The 16,817-nt window shown below is 72.8% G+C and carries 17 protein-coding genes; 12 read left to right on the forward strand and 5 right to left on the reverse strand.

Annotated features, from left to right (window positions below):
• Together LPA42_RS30315 and LPA42_RS30320 are read left to right on the forward strand one after the other, a co-directional pair.
• The gene (locus tag LPA42_RS30315; protein WP_077936126.1) at nucleotides 1–669 is read left to right on the forward strand and encodes a nucleoside triphosphate pyrophosphatase; all 669 of its coding nucleotides are present in this window, start codon (nucleotides 1–3) and stop codon (nucleotides 667–669) included.
• Entirely contained in the window at nucleotides 666–1,319 is a 654-nt protein-coding gene (locus LPA42_RS30320) for an O-methyltransferase (RefSeq protein ID WP_077936125.1), read from the forward strand. The genes LPA42_RS30315 and LPA42_RS30320 overlap by 4 nt, the downstream gene beginning before the upstream one ends.
• 179 nt (nucleotides 1,320–1,498) lie before the next feature.
• Here LPA42_RS30320 and LPA42_RS30325 read toward each other — a convergent pair whose 3' ends face one another.
• From LPA42_RS30325 to LPA42_RS30335, 3 genes are all read right to left on the reverse strand, one after another.
• The gene (locus LPA42_RS30325) at nucleotides 1,499–2,254 is read right to left on the reverse strand and encodes an ABC transporter permease (RefSeq protein WP_043961872.1); all 756 of its coding nucleotides are present in this window, start codon (nucleotides 2,252–2,254) and stop codon (nucleotides 1,499–1,501) included.
• 17 nt (nucleotides 2,255–2,271) lie between these two features.
• Nucleotides 2,272–3,231, reverse strand: coding sequence for an ATP-binding cassette domain-containing protein (locus tag LPA42_RS30330; RefSeq protein ID WP_077936124.1), 960 nt, complete (start codon nucleotides 3,229–3,231; stop codon nucleotides 2,272–2,274).
• 113 nt (nucleotides 3,232–3,344) lie between these two features.
• Nucleotides 3,345–3,950: a PadR family transcriptional regulator gene (locus LPA42_RS30335; RefSeq protein WP_077936123.1), complete on the reverse strand. Its 606-nt coding sequence runs from the start codon at nucleotides 3,948–3,950 to the stop codon at nucleotides 3,345–3,347.
• Nucleotides 3,951–4,095: 145 nt separating this feature from the next.
• Here LPA42_RS30335 and LPA42_RS30340 point away from each other — a divergent pair, with 145 nt between their 5' ends.
• The 3 genes from LPA42_RS30340 (at nucleotide 4,096) to LPA42_RS30350 (ending at nucleotide 8,181) form a co-directional block, all read left to right on the forward strand.
• On the forward strand, nucleotides 4,096–5,847 hold the full coding sequence (locus LPA42_RS30340) for a biotin carboxylase N-terminal domain-containing protein (protein ID WP_077936122.1): 1,752 nt from the start codon (nucleotides 4,096–4,098) through the stop codon (nucleotides 5,845–5,847).
• Nucleotides 5,848–6,062: 215 nt separating this feature from the next.
• Entirely contained in the window at nucleotides 6,063–7,502 is a 1,440-nt protein-coding gene (locus LPA42_RS30345) for a GuaB1 family IMP dehydrogenase-related protein (RefSeq protein WP_077936121.1), read from the forward strand.
• A 73-nt stretch (nucleotides 7,503–7,575) separates the two neighbouring features.
• The gene (locus LPA42_RS30350; RefSeq protein WP_308291162.1) at nucleotides 7,576–8,181 is read left to right on the forward strand and encodes a MarR family transcriptional regulator; all 606 of its coding nucleotides are present in this window, start codon (nucleotides 7,576–7,578) and stop codon (nucleotides 8,179–8,181) included.
• 133 nt (nucleotides 8,182–8,314) lie between these two features.
• Here LPA42_RS30350 and LPA42_RS30355 read toward each other — a convergent pair whose 3' ends face one another.
• Nucleotides 8,315–8,872 (reverse strand): TetR/AcrR family transcriptional regulator, encoded by a 558-nt coding sequence (locus LPA42_RS30355; RefSeq protein ID WP_077936120.1) that lies wholly within the window; start codon nucleotides 8,870–8,872, stop codon nucleotides 8,315–8,317.
• A gap of 86 nt (nucleotides 8,873–8,958) precedes the next feature.
• Here LPA42_RS30355 and LPA42_RS30360 point away from each other — a divergent pair, with 86 nt between their 5' ends.
• From LPA42_RS30360 to LPA42_RS30390, 7 genes are all read left to right on the forward strand, one after another.
• The gene (locus LPA42_RS30360) at nucleotides 8,959–9,402 is read left to right on the forward strand and encodes a DoxX family protein (RefSeq protein ID WP_077936119.1); all 444 of its coding nucleotides are present in this window, start codon (nucleotides 8,959–8,961) and stop codon (nucleotides 9,400–9,402) included.
• A 24-nt stretch (nucleotides 9,403–9,426) separates the two neighbouring features.
• Nucleotides 9,427–9,909 (forward strand): MarR family winged helix-turn-helix transcriptional regulator, encoded by a 483-nt coding sequence (locus LPA42_RS30365; RefSeq protein WP_043961863.1) that lies wholly within the window; start codon nucleotides 9,427–9,429, stop codon nucleotides 9,907–9,909.
• Nucleotides 9,903–11,636, forward strand: a complete 1,734-nt coding sequence (locus LPA42_RS30370; protein ID WP_077936118.1) for an ABC transporter ATP-binding protein — start codon at nucleotides 9,903–9,905, stop codon at nucleotides 11,634–11,636. Before LPA42_RS30365 ends, LPA42_RS30370 begins: the two co-directional genes overlap by 7 nt.
• Complete coding sequence (locus LPA42_RS30375) at nucleotides 11,633–13,672, forward strand: ABC transporter ATP-binding protein (protein ID WP_077936117.1); 2,040 nt, start codon at nucleotides 11,633–11,635, stop codon at nucleotides 13,670–13,672. Before LPA42_RS30370 ends, LPA42_RS30375 begins: the two co-directional genes overlap by 4 nt.
• Nucleotides 13,673–13,943: 271 nt before the next feature.
• The gene (locus LPA42_RS30380) at nucleotides 13,944–14,552 is read left to right on the forward strand and encodes a DedA family protein (RefSeq protein WP_077936116.1); all 609 of its coding nucleotides are present in this window, start codon (nucleotides 13,944–13,946) and stop codon (nucleotides 14,550–14,552) included.
• 58 nt (nucleotides 14,553–14,610) lie between these two features.
• A complete protein-coding gene (locus tag LPA42_RS30385; protein ID WP_228987040.1) occupies nucleotides 14,611–14,970 on the forward strand; it encodes a type II toxin-antitoxin system RelE/ParE family toxin in 360 nt (119 codons plus the stop codon).
• Nucleotides 14,967–15,299 (forward strand): helix-turn-helix domain-containing protein, encoded by a 333-nt coding sequence (locus LPA42_RS30390; RefSeq protein ID WP_077936114.1) that lies wholly within the window; start codon nucleotides 14,967–14,969, stop codon nucleotides 15,297–15,299. Before LPA42_RS30385 ends, LPA42_RS30390 begins: the two co-directional genes overlap by 4 nt.
• Before the next feature lie 43 nt (nucleotides 15,300–15,342).
• Here LPA42_RS30390 and LPA42_RS30395 read toward each other — a convergent pair whose 3' ends face one another.
• Nucleotides 15,343–16,746 (reverse strand): NAD(P)H-quinone dehydrogenase, encoded by a 1,404-nt coding sequence (locus LPA42_RS30395; RefSeq protein WP_077936113.1) that lies wholly within the window; start codon nucleotides 16,744–16,746, stop codon nucleotides 15,343–15,345.
• Nucleotides 16,747–16,817 lie beyond the last annotated feature (71 nt).

The following is a 16,817-nucleotide window of genomic DNA, read 5'->3' on the forward strand; positions in this document are numbered from 1 at the left end:
GTGTCGAACTCGATTGCGCTCCGACTCGTGCTCGCGTCGGCGAGCCCTGCCCGTCGCAAGCTCCTGCATGCCGCCGGCATCGAACCCGATGTGCTGGTCAGCGGGGTCGACGAGTCTCAGGTGGTCAGCGAACGGGCCGAGGACCTGTGCCTGGAGCTGGCCCGGCTGAAGGCGCAGGCGGTCGTCGGCCGGCTGCGGCCCTCCGCCGACGAGCGGACGCTGGTGCTCGGCTGCGACTCGGTGCTCGCCTTCGACGGCGAGATCCTCGGCAAGCCCGCCGACGAGGCCGACGCCACGCGGCGGTGGGAGCGGATGCGGGGGCGCAGCGGGGTGCTGCACACCGGGCACTGCCTGATCGACGTCATCCACGAGACGCGGGCCGAGGCCGTGGCCTCGACCACCGTGCGGTTCGCCGAGGTCAGCGACGAGGAGATCGCGGCGTACGTCGCGACGGGCGAGCCCCTCGCGGTGGCCGGCGCGTTCACCATCGACGGGCTGGGTGGGGCGTTCCTGGAGGGTGTCGACGGCGATCCGGGCACGGTGGTCGGGCTTTCCCTGCCGCTGCTGCGCCGCCTCCTCGGCGAGCTGGACCTGCGGATCATCGACCTGTGGACGAAGGTCGCGCCGGGCGGCCAGGAGGTCGAGGCGCTGGGTACGGTCCGGTCATGACGACGAAGTCGCTGCCGCTGACCCCGGAACTGCACGCGTACGTGGTGGCCCACGGCTCCGCCCCGGACGAGGTGATGCGGGACCTGGTCGAGGAGACCCTCGCCGCGCTGCCCGCCGAGGCGAGGATGCAGGTGGCCCCGGAGCAGGCCGCGTTCCTGACGTTCCTCACCCGGCTGGTGGGGGCGCGGCAGGCGGTGGAGGTGGGCACCTTCACCGGGCTGTCCTCGCTGGCGATCGCGCGCGGGCTGGCCGAGGGCGGGCGGTTGACCTGCTTCGACATCTCGGCGGAGTACACGGACGTGGCACGGCGGTACTGGGCGCGGGCCGGGGTCGACGACCGGATCGAGCTGAGGATCGGGCCGGCCGGGGACACGCTGCGGGAGCTGCCGTACGAGCGGCACCTGGACTTCGCGTTCATCGACGCGGACAAGGTCGGCTACCCGGTCTACTGGGCGGAGCTGGTGCCGCGCATGCGCCCGGGCGGGATCGTCGCGGTGGACAACACGCTGCGCGGGGGTCGGGTGCTCGCCCCGAGCAACGCCGACGACCGGGCCGTCGCCGCGTTCAACGACGAGGTGATGGCCGACGTCCGGGTGGAACCGATGCTGCTGCCGATCGCCGACGGGCTGACGCTGGCTCGGGTGCGCTGACGACGGCCCCGGGCCGACCGATCGCTCCCGCTCGCCGACGCTCAACGTGCCCCGCCGCACCCCGATCATGCTGGGGTGCGGCGGGGCACGTTGTTTGGAGGGGGCCCTTCCTATACAGAAAGCGTTAACAGGGGGCCCTTCCTTGCACGCGTCGCGCGCATTGCGCGCGTCGCCGTGCCTCAGCGGACGCTGCGGGCGAACTGGCGGGCGGCCCAGGCGACGCCGGCGGCGGCCAGCACCGCGATGATGCTCAGGCCCTGCCAGACCTTGTCGTTGCCGAGGTCGCCGGCGAAGAGGGCCCGGGTGCCGTCCACGGCCCAGGAGAACGGGTTCCACTCGGCGACGCCCTGGAGCCAGCCGGGGGCGAAGGTGAGCGGCAGCAGGATGCCGGAGAGCAGCAGCACCGGCTGGGCGACGGTGTTCATCAGCGGGGCGAGCGCGTCCTCGCTCTTGACCTTGAGCGCGACGCCGTAGGAGACGGCCGAGGTCATCAGCGCGATGAGGGCGAGCATCAGGTACGCCAGGAGCAGGTCGCCGATGAACACGCGCAGCTCGAACAGGAGCGCGAGCACGGTGATGATGACGGCCTGGGCGAGCAGCGACACGACGTCGCGCAGGGACCGGCCGAGCAGCAGCGCGAGCCGGCTGACCGGGGTGACCCGGGACCGTTCGATGACCCCGGCGCGCAGCTCGGCGATCAGGCCGAAGCCCTGGAAGAGGCCGCCGAAGATGGCCAGCAGCACCAGCAGGCCGGGCACGAAGATCTTGTACGCCTCGGCCTGGGTCGGCGCGTTCAGCGCCGGCTTGAGCAGCGGGGCGAAGAGCAGCAGGTACATCACCGGCTGGAAGACGCCGACGAAGACCCAGACCGGGTTGCGGAGCAGGAGCTGCGTCTGGCGTTGGAAGACGAGCCAGGTGTCGCGGGCGAACTTCATGGTCGACTCCGGGGAGGTCAGGACTCGCGCAGCGAGCGGCCGGTCTTGGTGAGGAAGACGTCGTCGAGGCTGGGGCGGTGCAGCTCGATGGAGTTGAGCGCGAGGCCGGCGTGGTCGAGCCGGCGCAGGACCTGCGGGATGGCGGTCGCCCCCTCGTCGACGGTCAGCCGCAGGCCGCCGCCGTCGACGGTCTCCAGCTTGGCGACGTACGGCTCGGTGTCGAGCAGTTGGGCGGCCTGCCCGGTGGTGGCGACGTCGAGCCCGACGAGCAGCACCTCGCCGGAGATCTCGCGCTTGAGCCCGGTCGGGGTGCCCTCGGCGACCACCTCGCCGTGGTCCATGATCGCGATGCGGTCGCAGAGCGCGTCGGCCTCGTCGAGGTAGTGGGTGGTGATGAAGACGGTCATCCCCTCGGCGCGCAGCCGGCGGATCTCGTCCCACATGTGGGCGCGGCTCTGCGGGTCGAGGCCGGTGGTCGGCTCGTCGAGGAAGACGATGCGCGGGTCGTGGATGATGCCGAGGGCGATCTCGACGCGGCGACGCTGACCGCCGGAGTAGGTCTTGCACTTGCGGTCGGCGTACTCGGTGAGCTGGAAGGCGGCGAGGGCGCGTTCGGCGCGGCGGCGGGCGTCTGCCTTGCCGATGCCGTACATCCGGGCGTGCAGGACCAGCTCCTCGCGGGCGGTGGAGTCGTCCCAGGTGCTGCCGCCCTGGGCGACGTAGCCGATGCGGCGGCGCACCTCGGCGGGGTCGCGCAGCAGGTCGGCCCCGGCGATGGTGGCCTGGCCGCCGTCGGGGGCGATGAGGGTGGCCAGCATCCGCAGGGTGGTGGTCTTGCCGGCGCCGTTGGGGCCGAGGAAGCCGAAGATCTCCCCCTCGGCGACGTCCAGGTCGACGCCGCGGACGGCGTCGACGGTCTTGTGCTGTCGACCGGCGCGGGAGCGGAACGACTTCCGCAGCCCTCTGGTCTCGATCATCTTCGCTCCTGGTCGTCCTTGGCCGGACGGGGCCGGCCTTTCCCCCGGGGACGCCACGCGACACGGGTGGCCCCGAAACTCCCGGCGAGGCTAACGCGATATAACTTCTCTAGTCAACTTTGATTATTCTGCTCGCGTGCCCCTTCCCCGACGCTCCAGTCGTCCCGCCCGGCCAGCCCTTCCGGCAGGTACGGCACGCCGGCCTCGATCCGGTCGGCGACCCGCTCGCACCAGTCCGCCTCGACCTCGCCCCGGGCGATCCACAGCTCGTACGTCCAGCTCACGCCCACCGGCTTGGAGTCGCGGATCCAGGCGGACGCCATCGAGGCGCGCATGCTCTCCACGCCGGCCCGCAGCACCTGCCCCCGGCTGCGCAGCGCGGCCGCCGCCTCCGGCCTGGGCAGCGCCGGCAGGAACGCGAACGCCGCCATGAACGGATCGTTCGTCTGATGATTGCCCCACCACAGGTCGCGCAGCAGGGTCTCGAACTCGTCGACCCCCTTCGGGGTGATCTCGTACGTCGTCCGGGCCGGCCGGACGCCGACCTGCTCGGTGGCGACCTCGCGCAGCAGTCCCTCCTCGCCGAGCTTGCGCAGCGCGTGGTAGATCGAGCCGGGCTGCACGTTGGCCCACTTGTCGGCGCCCCAACTGAGCAGCTCGCGGCGGACGTCGTAGCCGTGCACCGGCTGCATCCACTTGACCAGGCCGAGAATCATCATCCGAGTGGCAGACACCGGAGAAGCGTATTAGGCAAGTTTGACTATCGGCGGCGGGACAGTGCCACATCCCACACTGAGCGATCGTTAGGGCCGCGACCTCGGCCGATAAACTCCCCGTCAGTAACATCCCGGGAGGAGGCACGAGGTGCGCAAGGTACTCATCGCCAACCGAGGCGAGATCGCCGTCCGCGTCATCCGCGCCTGCCGCGACGCCGGCCTGGGCAGCGTCGCCGTCTACGCCGACTCCGACCGGGACGCGCTGCACGCCACCCTGGCCGACGAGGCGTACGCCCTGGGCGGCGACACCGCCGCCGAGACGTACCTGCGGATCGACAAGCTGATCGCCGTCGCCGCGCAGGCCGGGGCCGACGCCGTCCACCCCGGGTACGGCTTCCTCTCCGAGAACGCCGACTTCGCCCAGGCCGTCCTCGACGCGGGCCTGACCTGGATCGGCCCGACCCCGCAGGCGATCCGCGATCTCGGCGACAAGGTCACCGCCCGGCACATCGCCCAGCGGGCCGGCGCGCCCCTGGTCCCCGGCACCCCGGACCCGGTCGCCGGCCACGACGAGGTGACCGCGTTCGCGGTCGAGCACGGCCTGCCGGTGGCCATCAAGGCCGCCTTCGGCGGCGGCGGGCGCGGCCTCAAGGTGGCCCGCACCCTGGAGGAGATCCCGCACCTGTTCGAGTCGGCCACCCGCGAGGCGGTCGCCGCGTTCGGCCGGGGCGAGTGCTTCGTCGAGCGCTACCTCGACCAGCCCCGGCACGTCGAGGCGCAGGTCCTCGCCGACCGGCACGGCAACGTGGTCGTCGTCGGCACCCGGGACTGCTCGCTGCAACGCCGGCACCAGAAGCTCGTCGAGGAGGCCCCCGCGCCGTTCCTCACCGACGCCCAGCGCGCCCAGATCCACGACAGCGCCAAGGCGATCTGCCGGGAGGCCGGCTACCACGGCGCCGGCACGGTGGAATACCTGGTGGGCGCGGACGGCACGATCTCCTTCCTGGAGGTCAACACCCGCCTCCAGGTCGAGCACCCGGTCACCGAGGAGACCGCCGGCATCGACCTCGTGCGTGAGCAGTTCCGCATCGCCGACGGCGAGCGGCTGCGGCTGACCGAGGACCCGACGCCGCGCGGACACGCCATCGAGTTCCGGATCAACGGCGAGGACCCGGGCCGCAACTTCCTGCCCGCCCCCGGCACGGTCACCGCGCTGCGGCTGCCCACCGGGCCCGGCGTCCGGGTGGACACCGGCATCTCCGCCGGCGACGTGATCGGCGGCAACTTCGACTCGCTGCTGGCCAAGGTGATCGTCACCGGCGAGACCCGCACCGAGGCACTGGAGCGGGCCCGGCGGGCGCTGGACGAGATGGTCGTCGAGGGCATGGCCACCGCGCTGCCGTTCCACCGCCTGGTGGTGCGCGACCCCGCGTTCACGGCCGCGCCGTTCACAGTGCACACCCGGTGGATCGAGACCGAGTTCGACAACACCGTGCCGCCGTTCACCGCCGTCGCCGGCCCCGCCGAGGGCCCGGCCGAGCGGGAGACCGTCGTGGTCGAGGTGGGCGGCAAGCGGCTGGAGGTGACGCTGCCCGCCGGCCTCGGCGCGGGTACGGCCACCGCCGCGCCCGCCGCGCGTAAGCCGGCCCGCCGGGGCGGCGGGGCCAAGGCCGGCGCGGCGGTCGACGGCGACGCGCTCACCTCGCCGATGCAGGGCACGATCGTGAAGATCGCCGTCGCGGACGGCGACACCGTCGCCGAGGGTGACCTGGTCGTCGTGCTGGAGGCGATGAAGATGGAGCAGCCGCTGCACGCGCACAGGGCGGGCACGGTCAGCGGGCTGTCCGCCGAGGTCGGCGCGGTCATCACCGCCGGCTCCCCCATCTGCACGATCGCCTGAGGCGCGTTAGGAAGGGCCCCCTGTTAACGCATTCTGTATAGGAAGGGGCCCTTCCTAACGCCCTGCGCCGCCGCCAGGCGCGGCGGGCCGCCCCGTGCGCCGCCACCGGGAGCCGGCCGGGAGCCGACCCGGCCACAGGGCGGCGCGTACCGGCCCGGGGGTGTTTTCCGCGACCACCGCGGGCGGCGGAGCCCAGGTCCGGCAATGATGGCCGGGTGCGGTTCCTTCATGGCGCGGTCCCCGCGCACGACCTGACCTACAACGACGTCTTCATGGCGCCGGCCCGATCCGAGGTCGGCTCCCGGCTGGACGTCGACCTGGCCACCTCGGACGGCACGGGCACCACCATCCCCCTGGTGGTGGCGAACATGACGGCGGTGGCCGGCCGGCGGATGGCCGAGACCGTCGCCCGGCGTGGCGCGATCGCGGTGATCCCGCAGGACATCCCGATCGACGTGGTGGCCAACGTGGTCGGCTGGGTCAAGCGGCGGCACCTGGTGCACGACACGGCGATCACCCTCGGCCCCACCGACACCGTCGGCGACGCCATCCACCTGCTGCCGAAGCGGTCGCACGGCGCGGTGGTCGTGGTCGACGAGACCGGCCGCCCCCTGGGCGTGGTGACGGAGGCGGACACCCTGGGCGTGGACCGGTTCGCCCAGCTCCGGCACGTGATGTCGACCGAGCTGCACACGGTGCCGGCGGACGCGGACCCGCGTACCGGATTCGACCGGCTCTCGGCGGCCCGGCGGCGGCTCGCGCCGGTGGTGGACGGCGACGGCCGCCTCGTCGGGGTGCTGACCCGCAAGGGCGCGCTGCGCGCGACCCTCTACCGGCCGGCGGTGGACGACGGGGGCCGGCTGCGGATCGCGGCGGCCGTCGGCATCAACGGCGACGTCACCGGCAAGGCCGCCGCGCTGCTGGAGGCCGGGGTCGACACCCTGGTGGTGGACACCGCGCACGGGCACCAGGAGCGGATGATGTCCGCGCTGCGGGCGGTGCGCAGGCTCGACCCGGGCGTCCCGGTCGCGGCCGGCAACGTCGTGACCGCCGACGGGGTACGCGACCTCGTCGAGGCCGGTGCCGACATCGTGAAGGTGGGCGTCGGGCCGGGCGCGATGTGCACCACCCGGATGATGACCGGCGTGGGGCGGCCGCAGTTCTCGGCGGTGCTGGACTGCGCGGCGGCGGCGCGGGCGCTCGGCCGGCACGTCTGGGCCGACGGCGGGGTGCGGCACCCGCGCGACGTGGCGCTGGCGCTGGCCGCCGGCGCGTCGAACGTGATGATCGGGTCCTGGTTCGCCGGCACCTACGAGTCCCCCGGCGACCTGTACACCGACGCGGACGGCCGGCGGTACAAGGAGAGCTTCGGGATGGCCTCGTCGCGGGCGGTCAGCGCGCGTACGGCCGAGGACGGCGCGTTCGACCGGGCGCGCAAGGGGATCTTCGAGGAGGGCATCTCGTCTGCCCGGATGTATCTCGACCCGGACCGTCCGGGCGTCGAGGACCTGATCGACGAGATCATCTCCGGGGTACGCAGCGCGTGCACGTACGCGGGTGCGCGCACGCTGGCGGAGTTCGCGGAGCGGGCGCTGGTCGGGGTGCAGAGCACGGCCGGCTACACCGAGGGGATGCCCCTCCCGACGAGCTGGTGAGCCCGCCGAGGTTCCCCGCGCGCCAGGTGAATTACTCGCCTGTCTAACTATTATCGGGTGCTAACTTTTACCCATGGAGCACGTTTCGCCCGCATCACCGGCGCGGGCAGTCGTGCCCGGCGCCCAGGCGAGCCCGGCGGACAGCGGGACGACGCGCAATGGGAATGCGGGCAGCGGGACCGCGGGCAACGGGGCCGCGGGCCGGCCGGCGGCGGACACCGAGACGGTGGCGGCGCTGCGCGACATGCTCCGGATCGCCGGGGACACCCGCGCCGCGCTGGCCCGGCGGCTGGGCATCGGGGCGACCGACGCCGCCGCGATCGAGCACCTCGTCGCCAGCGCGGAGCCGCTCGGCCCCGTGGAGCTGGGCAACCGGCTGGGCATCCGGTCGGCGTCGGCGACCAGCCTGGTCGACCGGCTGGTGCAGGCCGGGCACGTGGCGCGGGCGCCGCACCCGCGCGACCGGCGGCGGCTGTGTCTCCAGGTCACCGACCACGCCGCCGAACAGGTGGTCGAGGCGCTGCGGCCGATGCTCGTCGGGGTGGAGCGGGCGGTCGGTCGGCTCTCTCCGGAGCAGGCGGCGGCGACCGCCGCGTTCCTGCGCGAGATGGCCGAGGTGATGCGCGAGTACATCGACGCGACCCCGGCCGAGCCGGCGCAGCGGCGCGCGCCGCGCTGAGCCGGCGTCAGCCGAAGCCGAAGGCGGGGGCGTCAGCCGACAGCCGGGCAGCCGAAGCCGAAGCCGGGGGCGTCAGCCGACAGCCGGGCAGCCGAAGCCGAAGCCGGGGGCGTCAGTCGTGGCCGGGCCGACGTCAGTCGAAGAGGCGGCGGATGACCTTCCGGGCGGCGGCCTCCGGGTCCGGGCCGGTGCGGGGCGGTAGCGCCCCGGCCAGCCAGAGGGTCGCGAATCCGTGCACGATCGACCAGGCGGCGAGGGCGTCCGCCTCCTCGTCCGGGTCGGTGCCGTCGCGCGGGAGGGCGGCCACTCCGGCCCGCAGCGCCGCGCCGGCCCGCTCGCGGGCGGCCGCCACCTCCGGGTCGTCGCGGCGGTAGAGCTCGGGGCGGAACATCACCTCGAAGTGGGCGCGGTGCCCGACCGCGAAGCGGACGTACGCGACACCGGCGTCGAGCAGGTCGCCGGCCTCGCGGAGCGCCCCGGCCAGCAGGTCGAAGCCCTCGACGGCGAGCGCGGTGAGCAGCCCCGCCTTGTCGCCGAAGTGGTGGGCGGGGGCGGCGTGCGAGACCCCGGCGCGGCGGGCCAGGTCGCGCAGGCTCAGGGCCGCCGGCCCGGCCTCGGTGATCGCCTCGACGGCGGCGGCGAGCAGGGCGCGACGCAGGTCACCGTGATGGTAGCCACGCTGTCCGGTCATGGCCGAAGCCTAACTTGTCGTTGACAAGATGGCGAGCCGGGCGCAATCTAGTCAATGACAAGTTGCCCCTGACCGAGGAGGTTCCCATGGCGCCCCTGATCGCCCTCGTCGCCGGATTCACCCTGGCCCGGCTGGCCGGGCTGCTCGGCGTGGACGCCCTGGACGGCTGGCACCCCGCGCTGCGGGTCGGGCTGGCGGCCCTGTTCGCGCTCACCGCGTTCGCCCACTTCACCGGCCGCCGGGCCGACCTGATCGCCATGGTGCCGCCCCGGCTGCCCCACCCGGGGCTGCTGGTGACCGTCACCGGCGTGCTGGAGCTGGCCGGCGCGGTGGCGCTGCTCGTGCCGGCCACGGCGGGGTGGGCGGCGGCCGGGCTGGGGCTGCTGCTGCTCGCCATGTTCCCGGCCAACGCCTCGGCCGCCCGGCGCGGGCTGACCCTGGCCGGTCGGCCGGTGACCCCGCTCGTGCCTCGCGCGTTGCTCCAGGTGGTCTTCCTCTCCGCCGCCGCCGCTATTTCGTTTGGGGCCTGACTATCAGGGGGCTAACATGAGCGCATGGACCTGATCGGGCTGCGGGACGTGCCGCTCGGCCGGCTGCTGGTGACCGCCGGTCACATCGTCGGCCAGCGGTGGAACCGTTACCTCGCCGAGGAGCACGGTCTGACCCAGGCGGGCATGGCCACCCTGATGACCCTGGCCCAGCACGGCGAGCTGCCCCTCCGGGCGGTCGCCGAGGCCGGCTTCATCCGCCCGGCCACCCTCACCGGCATCGTCGACACGCTGGAGCGGGACGGCCTCGTCGAGCGGCAGCGCGACGACACCGACCGGCGCAGCGTGCGGCTCGTCCTGACCCCCGCCGGCCGGGAGCGGGTCGCCGCACTCATCACCCTCATGCAGTCCGGCCGACCGCTGACCTCGGTCGACGCAGACCCGGCGAAGGCGGCCGTGATCCGGCAGTTCCTGCTCGAGGTCATCGGCAGTGGAGAGGAACCACAGATGACGCCCCACGACACGAGACCGGAGACCTCGGCGTGCTGATCCGGCTACTCCGCGCATACCTGCGCCCCTACCATCGGCCACTGGCGGCGGTGCTGGCGTTCCAGTTCGTCGGCACGATGGCCTCGCTCTACCTGCCGAGCCTCAACGCCGACATCATCGACCAGGGCGTGGCCCGGGGCGACACCGGCTACATCATGCGTACGGGCGGCTGGATGCTGCTGGTCAGCCTGGTGCAGATCGCCTGCTCCACCGCCGCCGTCTACCTCGGCGCGCGCACGGCGATGGGCTTCGGCCGGGACGTCCGCGCCGAGCTGTTCGCCCACGTCAACCGGTTCTCCGCCCGCGAGGTGGCCCGCTTCGGCGCGCCCTCGCTGATCACCCGCAACACCAACGACGTGCAGCAGGTGCAGATGCTCGTGCTGATGAGCTGCACCATCCTGGCCGCCGCGCCGATCATGAGCGTCGGCGGGGTGGTGATGGCGCTGCGGGAGGACATCGGGCTGTCCTGGCTGATGCTGGTCAGCGTCCCGGTGCTGGCGGTCGCGCTCGCGCTGATCATCCGGCGGATGGTGCCCGGGTTCCGGCTGATGCAGACCCGCATCGACGCGGTCAACCGCGTGCTGCGCGAGCAGATCACCGGCATCCGGGTGGTCCGGGCGTTCGTCCGGGAGCCGTACGAGACGGAGCGCTTCGGCCGCGCGAACGCCGACCTCACGGCGACCGCCCTGCGCACCGGCCGGCTGATGGCCCTGATCTTCCCCATCGTGATGCTGGTGCTCAACGTCTCCAGCATCGCCGTGCTCTGGTTCGGCGCGGAACGCGTCGACGCCGGCCAGATCCAGGTCGGCGCGCTCACCGCATTCCTGCAATACCTCATGCAGATCCTGATGGCCGTCATGATGGCCACCCTCATGCTGATGATGGTCCCCCGCGCCGCGGTCTGCGCCGAGCGGATCGTCGAGGTGCTGGACACCGACTCGACCGTCGTCCCGCCAGCCGCGCCGGTGACCGAGGTGACCGTCCGGGGCGAGCTGGAGCTGCGCGACGTCCGGTTCCAGTATCCGGGGGCGAGCGCGCCGGTGCTGCACGACATCTCGTTCACGGCACGCGCCGGGCGCACCACGGCCGTCATCGGCAGCACGGGGGCCGGCAAGACGACCCTGCTGACGCTGATCCCCCGACTGGTCGACGCCACGGCCGGGGCGGTGCTGGTCGACGGGGTGGACGTGCGCGACCTCGCCCCGGACGAGCTGTGGCGGCGGATCGGGCTGGTGCCGCAGCGGCCATACCTGTTCAGCGGCACGATCGCCAGCAACCTGCGGTACGGCAACCCGGATGCCACCGACGCCGAGCTCTGGGCCGCCCTGGAGGTCGCCCAGGCGCGCGACTTCGTCGCCGAGCTGCCCGAGGGGCTGGACGCCCCGATCGCACAGGGCGGCACCAACGTCTCCGGCGGGCAGCGGCAGCGCCTCGCGATCGCCCGCGCCCTGGTGCGCAAGCCGGAGATCTACCTTTTCGACGACTCGTTCTCGGCGCTCGACCTCGGCACCGACGCCCGGCTACGGGCGGCGCTGCGGCCGGTCACCAGGGACGCGGCGGTGGTGATCGTGGCCCAGCGGGTCTCCACGATCGTCGACGCCGACCAGATCATCGTGCTCGAGGACGGGGGCATCGTCGGGATGGGCCGGCACGCCGAACTACTGGAGAACTGCCCGACGTACGCGGAGATCGTCGCGTCCCAGCAGACGGCGGGGGTGCCGGCATGACGGCCGTACCGGACCAACGGCCCGTCGGGGCGGCGAAGGCGGAGCCGGCCACGCCGAAACGGCTGCCCCCCGGCGGCCAGCGCGGCGGCCCGCCGTGGATGGGCGCCGGCATGCCGGCCGAGAAGTCGATGAACTTCGGGCCGTCGGCCCGGCGGCTGCTGCGCCGGTTGCGACCCCACCGCCTCCAGCTGATCGTCATCGTCACCCTCGCGCTGGTCAGCGTCGGTTTCAGCGTGTACGGGCCGAAGGTGCTCGGCCACGCCACCGACCTGATCTTCAGCGGGGTGATCGGTCGGCAGCTCCCGGCCGGGACCACCGCCGAGCAGGCGGTCGCGGCGGCCCGCGCGGCCGGCAACGACAACTTCGCCGACATGCTGGCCCGGATGGACGTGGTGCCCGGGGTCGGCATCGACTTCACCGCCCTGGGCCGGGTGCTGCTGTTCGCGCTCGCCCTCTACCTGGCGGCCAGCGTGCTCATGTGGTGGCAGGGCTGGCTGCTCAACGGGGTGGTGCAGCGCACGGTGCTGCGGCTGCGCGCCGACGTCGAGAACAAGCTGAACCGGCTGCCGCTGCCGTACTTCGACCGGCAGCCCCGGGGCGAGCTGCTCAGCCGGGTCACCAACGACATCGACAACATCTCGCAGACCCTCCAGCAGACGCTGAGCCAGCTGCTCACCTCGCTGCTGACCGTGGTCGGCGTGCTGGCCATGATGTTCTGGATCTCGCCGTTGCTGGCGCTGGTGGCCTTGGTCGCGGTGCCGCTGTCGGTGGTGGTCACCGGCGCGATCGCGAAGCGTTCGCAGCAGCGGTTCATCGCCCAGTGGACGCACACCGGCGAGCTGAACGGCCAGATCGAGGAGGCGTTCACCGGCCACGAGCTGGTGAAGGTGTTCGGCCGGCAGCGCGAGGTGGAGGCCGCCTTCACCGCCAAGAACGACGAGCTGTTCCGGGCCAGCTTCGGCGCCCAGTTCATCTCCGGGATCATCATGCCGGCGATGATGTTCATCGGGAACCTCAGCTACGTCGCGATCGCCGTGGTCGGCGGGCTGCGGGTGGCGTCGGGCACGATGAGCCTCGGCGACGTGCAGGCGTTCATCCAGTATTCGCGGCAGTTCACGCAGCCCCTGGCCCAGGTCGCCTCGATGGCCAATCTGCTGCAGTCCGGGGTCGCCTCCGCCGAGCGGGTGTTCGCGGTGCTCGACGCCGAGGAGCAGAGCCCCGACCCGGCCGTGCCGGCCCGGGTCGCCGACCCGCACGGCCGCGTCGAGTTCGACCGGGTCTCCTTCCGGTACGAGCCGGACAAGCCGCTGATCACCGACCTGTCGCTGGTCGCCGAACCGGGCCACACGGTGGCCATCGTCGGGCCGACCGGGGCCGGCAAGACCACCCTGGTCAACCTGGTCATGCGCTTCTACGAGCTGGACGCCGGCCGGATCACCCTCGACGGGGTCGACATCACCACCCTGCGCCGCGACGACCTGCGCGGCCGGATCGGCATGGTGCTCCAGGACACCTGGCTCTTCGGCGGCACGATCCGCGACAACATCGCGTACGGCCGGCCGGGCGCGAGCGAGGAGGAGATCGTGGCCGCCGCGCGGGCCACGTTCGTGGACCGCTTCGTGCGCAGCCTCCCCGACGGCTACGACACCGTCATCGACTCCGAGGGCAACAACGTCAGCGCGGGCGAGAAGCAGCTCATCACCATCGCGCGGGCGTTCCTGGCCGAGCCGTCGCTGCTGATCCTCGACGAGGCGACCAGCTCGGTGGACACCCGCACGGAGGTGCTGCTCCAGCGGGCCATGGCGGCGCTGCGCTCCGACCGGACCAGCTTCGTCATCGCCCACCGCCTGTCCACCATCCGCGACGCGGACCTGATCCTGATGATGGAGAACGGCCGCATCGTCGAGCAGGGCACCCACGAGCAGCTGCTGGCCGCCAGGGGCGCGTACCACCGGCTCTACCAGGCCCAGTTCAGCCAGCCGGACCCGGTCGCCGTCGGCGAGCCGGGACCCCTGCCCGCCCCGGTCCAGGGCTGAGCGTCGTGACACGGGCGGGCCGCCGGCACGGGACCTGCCGGCGGCCCTGGCGGCCCGGACGTCGGGAACGAGGGCCCGACGTGCGGGGCCGCGCCCCGACAACGGTACGCCGCTCGTCACGGACGCGCCGACCGCCTCCACCCGTACGCCGAGGTTGCCGGCCCGCCGGCCGTGTCGGCGGTCACCACCGGCCGGGGTGGGCTGCGGTGACGCCGGGCACGCCGGCAGGCTTCGGTGCATCCGATCGGCCGGACCCGGCGAGGGGGTTGTCGTGCCTGAGCTGCTGACCAACGTCGCCTCGCCGCTCTGGGCCTACCTGGTCCTGCTCGGGTTGCTGGCGATCGACGCCTTCGTGCCGGTCGTACCCACGCAGGTCCTGATGATCACCGGCGGCGCGCTGACCGTGTACGGCGGGCTGAGCCTGCCGGTGACCATCGGCGTCGGCGCGCTCGGCGTCTTCGTCGGCGACCTCGCCTGCTATCTGCTGGGCCGGCGCGCGCCGGACCGCCGGCCGGCACCGACCGCCGCGCCCGGCCGGGCCCGCCGGATCGCCGGCCGGGTGACCCGGGGGCTGCGCCGGCCGGGGCCGCTGGTGATCCTGCTCTGCCGCTTCGTGCCCGGCGGCCGGATGGCCGCCTGCTTCGCCGCCGGCCGCAGCCGGTACCCGTACCGGCTGTTCCTCGCGTACGAGGCGCTGGCGGCGGCCGGCTGGGCCACCTACGGGACGCTGATCGGGCACCTCGGCGGCACGGCGCTGACCGAGTCGGCGTGGCAACTGCTGGTGATCGCCGGGGCGGCGGCGGCCGGCTTCGCGGCGGCCGGGTGGGCGATGACCGCCCTAGCCTCCCGCCGCGCCCGCCCCGAACCCCCGACCGACTGACCTGGCGCGCCTCCCACCTTGCCGAATAAGCCGAACTTATATTCGTGAGGCGTGGGACGTGAGGCTGCATCCCGAGGTCGAGGCGTGGTTCCTGCTGCTCTGCCGCACCGATCCGGCCACCGCCGACCTGGTCAGCGAGGCCATCGACCTCCTGGCCGAACATGGCCCGGCGCTGGGCCGCCCGTTGGTCGACCGCCTCAAGAGCAGTTCCTTCCATCACCTGAAGGAACTGAGGCCCGGCTCAAGCAAATCGACAGAGGTGCGGATGATCTTCGCCTTCGACCCTCGGCGGGAAGCGGTGTTCCTGGCGGCCGGAGACAAGTCGGGAAGTTGGCAGAGCTGGTACCGGACGGCCGTACCCTTGGCGGACGAGCGATTCCAGGAACACCTGATCAGTCTGAAGGAAGCGCAACGATGACCGGTGGAGCGGATTGGCGGGATGTCAAGGCCAAGGCCCGGGAGATCGACCCCGAGTGGGAGCACCCCGAGCGAGTGGCCCGGCGTGAGGAGCTGCGCGAACGGATGCTGGCAACGGTCAGCGGCGCTCAGCTGGCCGAGATCCGCAAACAGCTCGGCATGACCCAGACGCAACTCGCGGAGACCGCGGGGCTGTCCCAGGCACGGATCAGCCAGATCGAGAACGGCGAGCACACCAGCCTGGAGAGCCTCCGCGCATACGTCACCGGCCTGGGCGGACACCTCGACGTGGTCGCCCGGATCGGAAACATCCGACTCGACGTCGCATGAAGCCACCGGGCTGACCACGAGGGGTGGCAGGGAGCCGGCTCGGCTACTCCAGCTCGTGGAGCATGAGCTGGCGGGCCGCCTCGGTGATCGAGCCCGACAGGCTCGGGTAGATCGTGATGGTCTGGGCCAGCTCGTTGACCGTGAGGTTGTTCTCCACCGCCATCGTGATCGGCAGGATCAGCTCGCTGGCCTTCGGGGCCACCACCACGCCGCCGATCACCTGGCCGCTGGCCGGGCGGCAGAACAGCTTCACGAAGCCGTCGGCGAGGTCGTCCATCTTCGCCCGCGCGTTGCCCGACAGCGGCAGCATCACCTGGCGGGCCGGGGTCCGACCCGCGTCCACCTCGTCCTGGGAGACGCCCACGGTGGCCAGCTCCGGGTCGGTGAAGACGTTCGCGGCGACCGTACGCAGCCGCAGCGGCCGGACCGCCTCGCCGAGGGCGTGCCACATCGCGATCCGGCCCTGCATCGCGGCGACGCTGGCCAGCGGTAGCACCCCCGTGCAGTCGCCGGCCGCGTAGATCCCGGGGACGTTGGTGCGCGACACCCGGTCGACGGTGACGTAGCCGCCCCGGGCCAGCTCCACGCCGTATTCTGCGAGGCCGAGGCCGGCGGTGTTGGGGATCGAGCCGACCGCGATGAGCGCGTGCGAGCCCTGCACCAGCCGGCCGTCGGCCAGCTCCACCTCCACCCCGTCGGCGGTGCGCCGCACGCCCTCGGCGCGGGAGTTGTTGAGGATCGTCATGCCCCGGGAACGGAACACCCGCTCGATCGCCATGGCGGCGTCGGCGTCCTCGTGCGGCATCACCCGGTCCCGGCTGGAGACGAGGGTGACCGGGACCCCCATCGCCAGGTACGCGCTGGCGAACTCGGCGCCGGTGACGCCGGAGCCGACCACGATCAGGTGCTCGGGCAGCTCGGGCAGGTCGTACACCTGCCGCCAGGTCAGGATGCGCTCGCCGTCGGGCACGGCCGTGGGGAGCTGGCGCGGGGTGGCCCCGGTGGCGACCAGCACGGTCGACGCGTCGATCGAGTGCTTTCCGGAGCCGTCGGCCGGGGTGACGACGACGCGGTGGGTGTGGCCCAGCATGTCCTCGCCGAGCCGGGCCGTGCCGGCGACGAAGGTGACGCCGGCCTTGACCAGCTTGGCGTGGATGTCGGCGGACTGGGCCAGCGCGAGCCGCTTGACCCGCTCGTGCACGGTCCGCGCGTCGACCGTGACCGCCTCCAGCCCGTCGGAGTGCACCCCGAACTCCTCGGTGTCCCGGTAGCCGGTGACCACCTCCGAGCTGGCGATGAACGTCTTCGAGGGGACGCAGTCGGACAGCACGCACGCGCCGCCGGCCCCCTCGGCCTCCACCACGGTGACATCGGCGTCCAACTGGGCGGCGACCAGAGCCGCCTCGTACCCGGCCGGCCCACCGCCGATGATCACGATCTGGCTCACAGCTGTCGCCCCTCGTCCATGCTCACAGTGACTTTCTTCTCCCCGACACGTCCGACACGCACCGTCGTATT

The organism is Micromonospora sp. DH13, from assembly GCF_020873825.1.
In the GTDB taxonomy this organism is placed as follows: Bacteria; Actinomycetota; Actinomycetes; order Mycobacteriales; family Micromonosporaceae; genus Micromonospora; species Micromonospora haikouensis.

Coding starts and splice junctions, on each gene's coding strand:
- LPA42_RS30350 (WP_308291162.1), top strand. CDS start 7,576: ATGGAGCACGTTTCGCCCGCATCACCGGCGCGGGCAGTCGTGCCCGGC.
- LPA42_RS30365 (WP_043961863.1), top strand. CDS start 9,427: ATGGACCTGATCGGGCTGCGGGACGTGCCGCTCGGCCGGCTGCTGGTG.
- LPA42_RS30390 (WP_077936114.1), top strand. CDS start 14,967: ATGACCGGTGGAGCGGATTGGCGGGATGTCAAGGCCAAGGCCCGGGAG.
- LPA42_RS30325 (WP_043961872.1), bottom strand. CDS start 2,254: ATGAAGTTCGCCCGCGACACCTGGCTCGTCTTCCAACGCCAGACGCAG.
- LPA42_RS30355 (WP_077936120.1), bottom strand. CDS start 8,872: ATGACCGGACAGCGTGGCTACCATCACGGTGACCTGCGTCGCGCCCTG.
- LPA42_RS30320 (WP_077936125.1), top strand. CDS start 666: ATGACGACGAAGTCGCTGCCGCTGACCCCGGAACTGCACGCGTACGTG.
- LPA42_RS30335 (WP_077936123.1), bottom strand. CDS start 3,950: ATGATGATTCTCGGCCTGGTCAAGTGGATGCAGCCGGTGCACGGCTAC.
- LPA42_RS30330 (WP_077936124.1), bottom strand. CDS start 3,231: ATGATCGAGACCAGAGGGCTGCGGAAGTCGTTCCGCTCCCGCGCCGGT.
- LPA42_RS30375 (WP_077936117.1), top strand. CDS start 11,633: ATGACGGCCGTACCGGACCAACGGCCCGTCGGGGCGGCGAAGGCGGAG.
- LPA42_RS30360 (WP_077936119.1), top strand. CDS start 8,959: ATGGCGCCCCTGATCGCCCTCGTCGCCGGATTCACCCTGGCCCGGCTG.